General features: G+C 41.4%; 11 protein-coding genes. 4 read left to right on the plus strand and 7 right to left on the minus strand.

The genetic code is table 11. From position 1 onward, the window contains the following. Positions 1-232: 232 nt before the first annotated feature. Entirely contained in the window at positions 233-1,153 is a 921-nt protein-coding gene (locus RM368_RS36505; protein ID WP_322698580.1) for a ribonuclease D, read from the minus strand. A gap of 469 nt (positions 1,154-1,622) precedes the next feature. Between RM368_RS36505 and RM368_RS36510 the strand changes: the two genes are divergently transcribed. Continuing rightward, positions 1,623-2,081 carry a BON domain-containing protein gene (locus RM368_RS36510; RefSeq protein WP_322698581.1) on the plus strand — a complete coding sequence of 153 codons (459 nt, stop codon included), beginning with the start codon at positions 1,623-1,625 and terminating at the stop codon, positions 2,079-2,081. A 360-nt stretch (positions 2,082-2,441) separates the two neighbouring features. Here the strand turns inward: RM368_RS36510 and RM368_RS36515 are convergent, their stop codons facing one another. Beyond that, positions 2,442-3,263 (minus strand): carbonic anhydrase, encoded by an 822-nt coding sequence (locus RM368_RS36515; RefSeq protein ID WP_322698582.1) that lies wholly within the window; start codon positions 3,261-3,263, stop codon positions 2,442-2,444. A gap of 272 nt (positions 3,264-3,535) precedes the next feature. Further along, complete coding sequence (locus RM368_RS36520) at positions 3,536-3,685, minus strand: hypothetical protein (RefSeq protein ID WP_322698583.1); 150 nt, start codon at positions 3,683-3,685, stop codon at positions 3,536-3,538. 76 nt (positions 3,686-3,761) lie between these two features. Here RM368_RS36520 and smc point away from each other — a divergent pair, with 76 nt between their 5' ends. Both smc and RM368_RS36530 read left to right on the plus strand, forming a co-directional pair. Next, positions 3,762-7,439 carry a chromosome segregation protein SMC gene (gene smc / locus RM368_RS36525; RefSeq protein WP_322698584.1) on the plus strand — a complete coding sequence of 1,226 codons (3,678 nt, stop codon included), beginning with the start codon at positions 3,762-3,764 and terminating at the stop codon, positions 7,437-7,439. Positions 7,440-7,502: 63 nt separating this feature from the next. Further along, positions 7,503-8,495, plus strand: a complete 993-nt coding sequence (locus RM368_RS36530) for a PRC-barrel domain-containing protein (protein WP_322698585.1) — start codon at positions 7,503-7,505, stop codon at positions 8,493-8,495. A 270-nt stretch (positions 8,496-8,765) separates the two neighbouring features. Here RM368_RS36530 and RM368_RS36535 read toward each other — a convergent pair whose 3' ends face one another. From RM368_RS36535 to RM368_RS36545, 3 genes are read right to left on the minus strand one after another with little or no spacing between them, the layout of a single operon-like run. Further along, on the minus strand, positions 8,766-9,032 hold the full coding sequence (locus RM368_RS36535; RefSeq protein WP_322698586.1) for a type II toxin-antitoxin system RelE/ParE family toxin: 267 nt from the start codon (positions 9,030-9,032) through the stop codon (positions 8,766-8,768). Continuing rightward, positions 9,029-9,268, minus strand: a complete 240-nt coding sequence (locus RM368_RS36540) for a hypothetical protein (RefSeq protein WP_322698587.1) — start codon at positions 9,266-9,268, stop codon at positions 9,029-9,031. Before RM368_RS36540 ends, RM368_RS36535 begins: the two co-directional genes overlap by 4 nt. Before the next feature lie 2 nt (positions 9,269-9,270). Continuing rightward, positions 9,271-9,432 carry a hypothetical protein gene (locus RM368_RS36545; RefSeq protein WP_322698590.1) on the minus strand — a complete coding sequence of 54 codons (162 nt, stop codon included), beginning with the start codon at positions 9,430-9,432 and terminating at the stop codon, positions 9,271-9,273. 164 nt (positions 9,433-9,596) lie between these two features. On the opposite strand from RM368_RS36545, the gene RM368_RS36550 reads away from it, so the two are divergent. Continuing rightward, complete coding sequence (locus RM368_RS36550; protein WP_322698588.1) at positions 9,597-11,321, plus strand: ABC transporter ATP-binding protein; 1,725 nt, start codon at positions 9,597-9,599, stop codon at positions 11,319-11,321. A gap of 151 nt (positions 11,322-11,472) precedes the next feature. Here the strand turns inward: RM368_RS36550 and RM368_RS36555 are convergent, their stop codons facing one another. Then, positions 11,473-12,006 (minus strand): pentapeptide repeat-containing protein, encoded by a 534-nt coding sequence (locus tag RM368_RS36555; RefSeq protein ID WP_322698589.1) that lies wholly within the window; start codon positions 12,004-12,006, stop codon positions 11,473-11,475. Positions 12,007-12,095 lie beyond the last annotated feature (89 nt).

Consider the following 12,095-nt stretch of genomic DNA (forward strand, 5'->3'; position numbering starts at 1 on the left):
CAATTTATCTGGCTGCTTCTGTCATTTGGCTCAATTGATGACACGCCCTAGATTTTAATTCTTTAACTCAATCATTATTCTAACTTTTGATAATCATTTCAAGTTAATTGACACATTTCCCTAATAGTTTATAGATTTCTCAGATAAGGGAGGAGGAAAGAATTATTAAATTTAAATATTTATTCTTCACAATCACTCTATAAATTCTGACATTTGTAGCCTGATGAACAATTTACTCATCTTCTGTTTCACTCTCTGGAGTTTTAGAAGTTAGTCGCCAAGAGGTAGTTTTGTCAATATCTACAGATAGTTGTTCTAGATTTTGTCCTAAATCTTTTTGGAGTTTCTGAGTTAGCGTAATCGGAAAATCTAAATTAATACCTTGTATTTGTGCTAGCTTTGCCAATTCTGTAAATGCAGCTTTGATTGTAGTTCGTTCATAACTAGTCAGCTTATAATCATAAGTTTCTGATATATTCTGAGCCTGCATGGCTTTTTTTATACGTTCTTGCAAATGCTCAAATTCTGAATTCAACAACTTCCACTGCTGCTCAACTTGCGAGTATCTAGCACTTAGCGAGTTTAAGTCTTCTGTTGCAGGTTCGGGGCTGGCTTGGGCTTGTAAGTCTAACAAGTTTAGGTGAATTTGAGCAAGATAAATGCAGTCTAGGTAAGCATACTCTATCTGTTCTTCAGTCAGAGGGCGTTTTGCCCAATCGCTTTTTTGTTCTTGTTTATCGATATTATTAAAGCTACAAAGTGCTGTAGCTATGGTCTTGAGTTGGTAGTTGGGTAATGGCAAAAGATAATAGGGAATTTTTTTGGCCATTTCCAAAGTGCAAGTAATATTTTTGGCTTTCTTGCTACCGAGAAATTTTAGATCGTAACTCGCGTTGTGAAAAACTTTTTCAATGGCAGAATTTATCATAATTTTATCAATAAATTCAGCTATAATATTAGGCTTGTCTAATACATCTAAAAGATAGACGCGATCGCCACTCATATCTTGAGGATTATCTAATACCTGAATCAGCGATAATCGGGGATTACGACTTTTATAGTCAGCGACTTCTGTATCTATCCACAATGTTTTAGCGTTTGTATATTCAGCGACAATGGCACGAATTTCGCTAGCTGAAGTAAGGTAGGGCATTGACTAATATTTCCTGATATTTAAGGCATTGTAAGTAAGCCATAGTTTTCTAAAGTAACATTTTGTTGGTAAGAATGCTTATACAGGATTGCGAAAAGGCTGAAGTTTGAAATTCGTCATAGACATCGCCAAATTGACTCAAATCTGATAACATCGAGTCACTACTGTGGAGTGGGCATAGTCTACCATCAAAAGAGCTACTGTGCATCTACATTAAATTCATCGAAAGCCACAGACTGCGTGTAAAGCTATCCTGGTTAGCAGCCGTTAGAAAAATTGAATTGAGATTTCTCAAAACCAAGTGCAAAATCTTAGCTTCAAGAAATCGCCCAAATTTCAATTTTCAGCAACCTGAGCTATTGCTGAAGCACTTTTGCTACTTCACTTTTAATTGTTTTTTTTAAATTTGCTCCTCACCATGACACACATCTCAATTAATCGCTTCAATTACTCAATTCGGAGATAAATAATGAAAAAACTAATTCTATTATTAGTTAGTAGCATTTTGGTAGTTGGTACTTTTGGCTGCCAAGAGGCTCCTAAAACCGGTTCAGAAACTCCTAGCACAACTAATGAAGCCGCTCAAGCACCGGCAAAACCAGCTTCAGAGACAAATCAAACTGCCAAAGTTCCAGAAACACAAACTACTCCTTTAGCAGCTAGTACAGATGCTAAAGTTAAAACTGATGCTGAAAAAACAGCAGCAACAAAAGCTAAAAGCGACTTAAAAACTGAAGTTAGCGCCAAGTTAAATAAAGGCTTACCAAGCAACAAGTTACAAGTTGAAAACAAACAGGGTGAAATTGTTCTCAAAGGTACAGCAAGTTCTGTTGAAGAACTCAAGAAAGCTGAAACCTTGGCTAAAGAAGTTCAAGGTGTGAAGACGGTGAAGATAGAAGCAAAAGTTGATGCTGTGAAAAAGCTATAAAAGAATAACTAAAGCTTTCGGTTTTACCCCACCCTAACCCTCCCCTTGGAAAGGGGAGGGAACTAGATTCTTGTTTTTCCTCTTTCTAAAGCTATCCATTACCCGGATCTTTCTTAACATTTGCGAGAGTCTTGACTCAGGTTTTTATAACCCTGATTTGTTAGTTGTTCATTCTCAATAAAAACGCAGTTTTAGCGAGAAGATGAAAAGCGAATTTGTCAAGTATGCCTAAATTCTCGTCTAAGACGGTTATAGAACATGGGTTTCAAGATTGTAAAGAAAGATGTGGGTAACGCATAGTTTATAAAGGGGCATAAAGGGGGATCTATTCGACTTATGCAAGAGGTCTATTTTTATCTTTCAACTTCCATTATTTGAACCTCGATAAATTCGCTCCATCTGCTCTGGAGAAAGTCGTCTCATTGGAAACCATTCAAATGGAGAAACAGACTGTTTCTCATAAGGTTGAACATCATCCTGCTGGTTTTGAGGGGAACGCACTGCTACATTAGTATTTGGAACCCGATCTCTGAACGACTCATCTATTTCTGATTCTGGAACCAAAGCTTGAGGCAAAACATAAGCGTGCTTTTGGGGATCGTATGCGAAAACTTCTCCTGTTTCAATGTGATAAATCCAAGCATAAATGCTGAGTTCCCCCTGATAAAGCTTAGAGTGAATCACTGGATATGTTCGCAAATTCTCAATTTGAGTTAGAACATTTTCGGCAATCATAATCTCTAGCAATTCTTCTCCGTCGTAGTGGCTATAGTGGTCTATAACTAGCCTTCGAGTTGCTTCTGCATATTTAAGCCAATCATGTACAAGCGGCATCTCATCGCTGAGATTGTGTAACTTCATTAACCCTTTCATTGCACCGCAATGAGAATGACCACAAATAATAATTTGGCGAACATCTAAAGCTTGAACAGCATATTCAATTGTCGCACCTTCACCGCCATTACTTGCCCCATACGGTGGAATGATGTTGCCTGCATTGCGAATGACAAATAATTCACCAACTTGAGCTTGTGTAATTAGATTTGGATCGAGACGCGAATCAGAACAGGTAATAAATAATACTCTGGGCTTTTGACCATGCGAAAGTTGCTCAAATAATTTTTGATGTACGGAAAAATAGCTAGATTTAAATTCGCGCAGACCTTTAATTAATTTCTTCATTACTAAGTTCTACAAATATTTGCGGGTTAAGAACTAAATCACAGACAGTAGATTGGGGTAGTAAAGAGGACTTTCTTTCTACGTTTTTCTAATTGTAAAGATTACTATATTATAAATTCATTTGGTGCTTTTGATATCCTCTACCATTTGGTTGAGTTACTTTTTTTTCTTACTCCTTTCTGTTCCTTAGCAGGTCACATGACGGTGTGAGAATGCCTTGAGCATATTTCAAACTAGTTATATCTTGAGATCAATTTTTGAATTACAAGTAATTAGTCATACATGATATTATCTGCTCTGGGAAAATTTTGATGGTCAGTTTGCAACATCAAAATTTTTGCCGTACACTGAGCGATCGCCTGTGGTAAGCCTTTTGGGTGAAGCTTGCAGGCACACCGCAACGCGTTTACGATAATTTTCAATTCTCCGCCTTACCCTCTTGCGAATTCTTAATTAGTTGATACACTTGTTCTTCATTAGCCCAGGGAACCAGCGCCTATGGTGCACATCAAGCGCGTGGAACTTACGAACTTCAAATCCTTCGGTGGCACTACTTCTGTCCCTTTGCTACCGGGGTGTACTGTCATATCTGGGCCAAATGGTTCGGGTAAGTCTAATATCTTAGATGCATTGCTCTTTTGCCTGGGACTCTCTAGTTCTAAGGGAATGCGAGCCGAACGCCTACCGGATTTGGTAAATAACACTCAAACGGCTAAAGGACGTGCTTCGATTGAAGCTAGCGTCACGGTGACATTTGATTTGTCGGGAGAGGATATCTTAGCCAAAACCGCAAAGGCAGACAGGGAGGAAGTAGAAGAAGCAGGGGAAGTAGGGGAAGTAGGGGAAGTAGGGGAAGAAAATCTAAAATCCAAAATCGCTCGACTGAGCGAAGCCGAAGTCCAAAATCCAAAATCGGGAGAGTGGAGTGTTACTAGAAGGCTACGAGTCACTCACCAAGGGACTTACACATCGAATTATTATATCAATGGTGTACCTTGCACGTTAACGGAGTTGCATGGAGAACTAAGTAATCTACGGGTTTATCCTGAAGGTTACAATGTGGTACTCCAAGGGGATGTCACCAGCATTATCTCGATGAATGCGCGGGAACGACGGGAAATTATTGATGAATTAGCTGGGGTGGCGGCATTCGATCGCAAAATTGTCCAAGCCAAATCAACTTTAGATGAGGTGAAGGAAAAGGAAGATAGCTGTCGGATTATTGAAACGGAATTAACTGCACAGCGCGATCGCCTTTCTCAAGATCGGGCGAAAGCTGAGAAATATCAAAAACTCCGCACAGAATTTCTGGCTAAACAATCCTGGGAAGCTGTTTTATCATGGCGTTCCTTGCAAACACAACAAGAAAAGTTAGTTCACGAAATTCAAACAGGCGATCGCAATTTTACCGAACTCACTACCCAACTCACCAACCTAAATTCCGAAATCGTCCAAAAAACTGCTGAACTCGAACAACTCAATGCCCATGTAAAAGCATTGGGAGAAGAGGAACTTTTGGCGGTACAATCTACCCTCGCCACCCAAGAAGCAGAACGCAAACAACTCCAGCGTCAGCTGACAGAATTACAAACAGCTTCCCAAGAAACCGCCAAACGTCTAGCTCAAACTCAGCAAGAGATTCAAAAACACCGCCATACCCTAGAAGAAATTTCCGAAACCCAACTTGTAGAGACGCGATTCATCGCGTCTTCCCAACAACAAAGAAATGAAGCCCACCAAGCCTTAGAAACCTCCCGCGAAGCCGCTGCAGAAATCGCCTCGGCTTCCGAAGCCTGGGTGCAGCAACAAACAGCATTCAACCGTCAAATAGAAGCTTTGCTGCACACCCTAGAACCGCAACGCACCGAACAAGCACAACTCAGGGAACGCAATAATCAGTTACAGCAGTTAATCCAAGAGCAAACCCAGTTAATTGAACGCGACGAACCGCTATTAGCCCAAAAACAAACTGAATGTAATCAAATTGAAACAGAATTTAACACCTCTAGCGAACCCATCCAAAATTTAGCCCAAAATCTCTCAGCCACAGAACAAGAACTGCAAATCCAACAGGAAACCCAAAAACGGTTACTTTCTGAACAACGAGAAAAACAACGTCAGTTGGATAAAATTGAGGCGCAAGCGCAAGCACAGCAAGAAGTCCAAGGAACCCAAGCCAGTAAAGTCATTTTACAATCAGGAATGCCTGGTGTTTGCGGTTTAGTTGTGCAGTTGGGACTGGTGGAACCCCGCCATCAGCTAGCCTTGGAAATGGCTGCTGGGGGACGCTTGGGACATATTGTGGTGGAAGATGACAGCATCGCTGCAGCCGGGATTGAACTGCTCAAACAGAAGCGTGCAGGGAGAGCGACTTTTTTACCACTAAATAAAATTCACGCTCCCAAATTTACTCAGGATGCAACGCTGCGTTTTGCTAGCGGCTTCGTTAACTATGCTGTGAACTTAGTTGACTGCGATCGCCGTTACAAAGATGTATTTAGCTATGTTTTCGGCAACACCGTAGTATTTGCCAACCTTGAGGCGGCGCGGAAAAATTTAGGATTATACCGCATCGTCACCTTAGACGGGGAACTTTTAGAAACCAGTGGTGCAATGACTGGTGGTAGCAACACCCAACGTTCAGCGTTGCGGTTTGGCAATGCGGAAGCGGCGGAATCTGATGAAGCGATCGCTTTGAAAACTCGCTTGGTGGATATTGAGCGAGTTTTAGAACGTTGTACAGAAGCGATCGCTACTTTGTCAGCCAAAACCAAAAAACTGACGCAAGAATTAACAGAGGCGCGTCAAGCACGGCGAGAACAGCAGTTGCAATTGGAGCAGTTGCAGAAAGACATTAAGAGTTTAACAGGGCAATTAGAGGGGACGCGATCGCAACTCGCCCAAAACAGCGAGAAGTTAGCCACTGCTCAATCCCGATTAGAAATTTTAGAGCGGGAATTACCTGGGCAAGAAAATGAGTTGCAACAATTGCGACACGCATTAGCAGAGTTAGAAGCATCCCAAACCCCCAGTGAATGGCAACAAATCCAGGCAACCATTAAAATTCAAGAGCAACAATTGCAACAACGCGAAACAGCATTACGCGAAGCCGAACAAAGATTAAAAAATTTAGAAAATCAGCAACAACGTTTACAAGAAAAAATCCAAGAAGCAGAAACGCGAATCACCGAATACGAAACCCAACAAACCTCTTGTAGAGACGCGATGAATCGCGTCTCTACACAAATCACCACGATAGACGAGCAAATCACCCAAACCCGTTTATCGTTGAGTCAAATGGAGCAAAATTTAGGCGAAGAAAAACAAAAACGCGACGCCACAGAACAAGAAGTGCGATCGCACCTTTTGCGTCAACAACAATTGGAATGGGAAATCCAAAAACTCCAAGAAACCCAAGAGAAACGGCGAGAGGAACTAATTACACTACAAACTCAATTGCAAGATGTGGGAGCAGAATTACCAAATCCCTTGCCGGAAGTGCCAGACAAGGTAGATTTAGAAGAATTGCAGAAAGAATTGCGATCGCTTACCAAACGCTTACAGGCAATGGAACCTGTGAATATGCTGGCGTTGGAAGAATACGAACGCACGCAAAACCGCCTCCAGGAGCTCACGCAAAAATTAGAGACACTAGAAGGGGAACGCACCGAACTACTTTTACGAATTGAAAACTTTACCACATTGCGGCAACTTGCCTTTAAAGAAGCTTTCGATGCTGTCAACGAAAACTTTCAATCAATTTTTGCCATTCTTTCAGACGGTGACGGCTTCTTGCAACTCGAAAATCCCGAAGATCCCTTTAGCAGTGGATTGAATTTAGTTGCACATCCCAAAGGTAAACCCGTACAGCGCCTAGCTTCCATGTCTGGGGGAGAAAAATCACTCACCGCCTTGAGCTTTATTTTTGCCTTGCAACGCTACCGTCCATCGCCCTTTTACGCCTTTGACGAAGTAGATATGTTCCTAGATGGGGCAAACGTAGAGCGATTAGCTAAAATGATTAAACAACAGTCACAACAAGCGCAATTTATAGTTGTGAGTTTGCGTCGTCCGATGATAGAATCAGCCGAACGCACAATTGGCGTTACTCAAGCACGAGGAGCTTACACTCAAGTTTTGGGGATTAAATTACAATCATCCAATACATCTGCTTGAGTTTTTGTTAATAATAGTGTATAGATAAACCAAACCGGATTCGAGATCAGGACTCGGTATAGAATGACCTCTGAACAGATAATTAGGCGTTCCGACATATTAAATACCCAGGTGATTACCCGCGACAACGGCAAGCGGCTAGGCATCATCAGTCAAGTCTGGGTTGATATCGATCAACGAGAGGTTGTGGCTCTTGGTTTGCGAGACAGCCTGATCTCCATTTCGGGCATACCGCGCTATATGTACCTCAACAACATCAGCCAGATTGGTGATGTCATCCTGGTTGATAACGAAGATGTCATTGAAGATATCGAAGTTGAATCTCTCAGTAATTTGATTAACTGGGAAGTAATTACAGAAACAGGTGAAGTATTAGGCAAAGTTCGCGGCTTTAAGTTCAACGGCGAAAGTGGGAAGCTTAACTCCATAGTTATTGCTTCTTTAGGATTGCCCCAAATTCCCGATCAATTTGTGAGTACTTACGAGTTCTCAGTAGATGAAATTGTCAGCACTGGCCCCAATCGGTTGATTGTGTTTGAGGGAGCCGAAGAACGAGTAAATCAGTTGACAGTTGGGTTACTAGAACGGCTGGGTATCGGCAAAGCACCTTGGGAACGAGATATAGAAGAAGAATACGGCTATACTCCACCACGCCAAGTTGCACCAGGTAATCAACTGCCTAGCGGAGTGCCATTGCAGCCACCCAGGCAAAAAGTTCGCGCCCCCGAACCCGTAGCGCAAGAAGAATGGAATGAAGACTATGTGGAAGAAGAAAGGCCACAGCGTCAGGTAATGAAGGCGCGGCAGTATGAATCTATTCAATACGAAGAAGATGAGGAAGAAGATAACTGGAGCGAGGCAACCGGCAGCGACAGGTATCAACAACCGCAGCCGCTAAAGTATGAAGCCCAGCCCTATAGTAAGCCATACGTTGACGAATACGATGATTATGACGACGTAGACGGCGATGCTTGGGAAGATGCGCCAAAACCTGTGAATATTCCTAAGAAAGTCAAGGAAAGGCAGCCAGAATACGAAGAAGAAGGCGGATATTAATTCGTAATTCGTAATTCGTAATACTCGCCAAGGCGTGAGAAGCAAGCTACGTAATTCGTAATTAAAGAAGATTAATTTAGCTCTTTCCTTAGAAGTAAGGAGGGGGCTAATTTTTTAGAACGCACTAGTGACAGCAAGTCGCACAGAATTATTTACATACAATTTTTTAGTCTGGATAAGGGTTTCATGCATAAATTGTGTGTAGTTAATTTTGTTTAAGTACTTGTAACAAAGACACTGTAGGCGATAGCTCTAATATTTTTTTGTTTGTCAACTTTCATTTTTATAAATCTTGCTACGATGCCCGACATCTATAACATTTACCAATAAAACATCATCGAAAATATCGTATATAACTCGATAATCGCCTACTCTAATTCGATATGTGTTTTCTTCACCCTGTAACTTTTTAACTCCATTGGGACGTGGTTCTATAGCCAACTCATCTATTTTGGGTTGTATGCGATCTTGTAATTCTTGAGATAATTTTTTAAACATTTTCCTCGCCCCGTTGGTAAATTTAACTTCGTAAGTCACGCTACATCCTTTTTTCTTTCATTAGCGATTTCCTTTTTAATGTCGTCCCATGCGATAAGACTATTATTTTCTACATCACTTTTAGCAGCATGATATGCTCTTAAATCGTTTTCGTCCTCTTCATCTTCAATTTTTTGAAGTAGTGTATAAATTTCATCTAGGGTACTGTCGTAAGCTTGGTTTAGCAGTAAGTTGATAGCTTTGATTAATTGTTCGCGTTCCTGTTCGGTTTTCATAATTAAGCCTCTTTAAGATTGTTAAGTTTGATTAAATTCTCAATTCTCTTTTTTAGAATGCAGCGATAGATATACTCGTAAAGAATGCTCTCAATGCCAATGCGGGTTCCTTTGAGTCGGATGTCATCTGGTGCAAGCGCGTTGAAATAGTCTTCCAGTTTCATAAAGCAAGACGCCTCGAATGAACATTCCACTTCAATCATAGAAGAACACCGAAAAACTCTACGATTAACGCTAAAACAGTTTATAACTAATTAGTTAAGTGTTCAGAAACTCCCCAAAACTGCTAGCGTCAAACAAAGTAAAATATCGCTGTGGACTTTCGAGCTTGAAAACGCGTTCTAATTACTGGCAACTGCTGCCTTATATTCAACTTCAGTGGCAAACTATCACCAAGGGACTTATTGGCATCTTGGGATACGTGCTGGCGACATTAGTATTAATTAATCTTGCCGGGAAATTGGCAACTCCCTTTGCCCAAGGTAATGTAGTCGCGATCGCTCAAATAACTGGTAGCTGTGCCTTAGTATTTCTTGTTAGAGGTTTGTTTCAATCTATACAAGATATGTACATGGCAAAAGCTGCTTTGCAAGTTGCTTTTCATCTCCGCCAGAAAGTTTACGCGCATCTGCAAAAGCTCAATCTCAGCTATTTTGAAACTGCAAAAGCAGGTGATTTATCTTACCGCCTCACCGAAGATGTTGACCGCGTTGGCGAAGTGGTAAATAAAGTATTTCACGACTTTATCCCCTGTATTTTGCAGTTGCTAGCAATTCCGATTTACATGATTTATCTGAATTGGCAACTAACATTAGCAACAGTGATAGTTGCACCACTCATGGGTATTTTAGTTGGCTGGTTTGGCGAACGCTTACGCAAATATTCCTCAAAAAGTCAAAATCGCGTATCGGGTTTATCAGCCATCATCGCGGAAGTTTTCAACGGTATTCGTTTGGTACAAGCTTTTGCTGCGGAAAATTACGAAATCGCCCGTTTTGGCCATGAAGCAGAACGCAGTCTCAAAGCCAAATACTCAGCCGAACGCCTGAAAGCGATTCAGATTCCGATCATTGGATTTTTGGAAGCCTTAAGTGCGTTATCGTTACTGATTGTGGGAGCTTGGCAAATTTCCCAAGGTAACTTGACAGTGGCGAATTTTTTCAGTTACCTGGCGGCGGCGGCGCTGTTAATCGATCCCATTGGTCATACTACTAACAACTACAACGAATTTAAGCAGGGTGAAGCATCTGTTGACCGCGTTTTTGAATTGATGGCAATTCCGCCGACGACGATCGAAAAGAACGATGCGATCGCTCTCCCCCCAGTTAAAGGCAAGGTAGAATATCGTCATATTTCCTTCGCCTATAAACCAGGTGAACCTGTATTAAAAGATATCAGTTTATTGGTATCACCAGGTGAAGCGATCGCGCTTGTGGGTGCTTCTGGTGCTGGTAAAACTACATTTGTGAATCTTTTACCGCGTTTTTACGACCCGGAAGTTGGGCAAATCTTCATTGACGATGTTGATATTCGGGATGTGAAGTTGCATAGTCTGCGGCGACAAATTGGGATTGTTCCTCAAGAAACCATCATCTTTTCGGGGACGATTGCCCAAAATATCGCCTTTGGACAATATATTTTTGACATCAAAGCAGTTAAAGAGGCGGCGAAAATTGCTAATGCCCATCAATTTATTAGCCAACTACCAGAAGGTTATAAGACTTGGGTAGGCGAACGTGGGGTAAACTTATCAGGTGGACAAAGACAAAGAATTGCGATCGCTCGTGCTGTTTTGCTCAATCCCCAAATCTTGATTCTTGATGAAGCGACATCAGCATTGGATTCTGAGTCAGAAGCGTTAGTACAAGAAGCGCTGGAAAGATTGATGGAAAAACGGACAGTGTTTATTATTGCTCACCGTTTATCGACAGTTAGAAGGTGCGATCGTATTTTAGTTCTCGAACAAGGACAAATTGTCGAATCGGGAACCCATGAAGAATTATTAGCCCTAGAACGTCGCTATGCGCGGTTTTATGCCCAGCAGTTTAGTTAGAGGTAGGGGAAGTTTGAGGTTTTGAGACAACCGAATTGGTTTTTGAGTTCATAAAATCTATTTTTAAGGTAGAAGAAAGAGTCTTTATACTCGATGAAATTTTGGGTTCCAAAAGAACGAAATATATGCGGACAGCAATATTGTATGGTCTTCAATACCCAATACTGTCGTACCAAATACTTCCATCAGGCATGATGGTATTACAGAAAATAGCCTTATCAATTTTTTCATAGAAACCTTCAACTTCCCTCAAATCGGCATTGCTGAAGTTAGCGCCACGGAAACTGGAGTACTCCAGAATAGCGCCCCTGAGAATAGCATGGCTGAAATTAGCACCATGAAAAATACATTGGTTCATTTCAACCCCGCTCAGGTTAGCCCTGACAAAAGAAGTATCATAGAAACTAGCTTCAGCCCCTTCAGCCCCAGTCAAATCAGCACCATTAAGGATAGCCCCAGTCAAATTAATTTGACACATATTGCTTCCCCTGAGATTAGCCCCTGTGAGATTAGTGTTTCTCAATCTAGCAGCTTCCAAAAACGCTCCTTCCAAGTTAATCCCACTCAGGTCAGCCCCACTCAGATCAACTGCTATCATGAACAAACCAGTTTTGCTGCAATTAACACTCCAAGCAAAATTTCTTTCTCCAGCTTCATACCTATCCAACATTTCTTCAATATCCATAACTCAACTTCTGTATTAACTAACACGTATAAATATACCCCTCTTCTGTCACTTTCCGGGTATTCTAAATAAAAGGACTAAAAGAAAAA

The sequence above is a fragment of the Nostoc sp. DedSLP03 genome (assembly GCF_034530815.1).
In the GTDB taxonomy this organism is placed as follows: domain Bacteria; phylum Cyanobacteriota; class Cyanobacteriia; order Cyanobacteriales; family Nostocaceae; genus Nostoc.